Source organism: Winogradskyella ouciana (assembly GCF_009709615.1).
Classification (GTDB): domain Bacteria; phylum Bacteroidota; class Bacteroidia; order Flavobacteriales; family Flavobacteriaceae; genus Winogradskyella; species Winogradskyella ouciana.
The window spans coordinates 1-266 of record NZ_WJYA01000139.1; the positions used below are offsets into that span (position 1 = coordinate 1).

Sequence of the window (266 nt, forward strand, 5' to 3'; positions counted from 1 at the left end):
TAAATTTGATATTAGCCGCAAAGCCATTGAAAAATGGAAGGAGCGTGATTCTATTCCCACGCCAGGGTGGCTAGCGGTTGAAAGCATCGCTGAGGCCGAAGGCAGCCTGCCGCTACTTCGTGATGCGGCACTGGTGAAAGTTGATCCGAAAAAAGATACCAAGCGTATATCCTCTAAGGATAAGAAAGAATTCAGCAAAGATAAGTTATTGCACCTATACGAGGAGATGCTCAAAATTCGCCGTTTTGAGGAAAAAGCCGGCCAGC

At 46.6% G+C, this 266-nt stretch carries 1 pseudogene; it reads left to right on the top strand.

The features are described from left to right. Positions 1 to 266: pseudogene (locus F1003_RS16675) on the top strand (hypothetical protein); the annotation flags it as partial.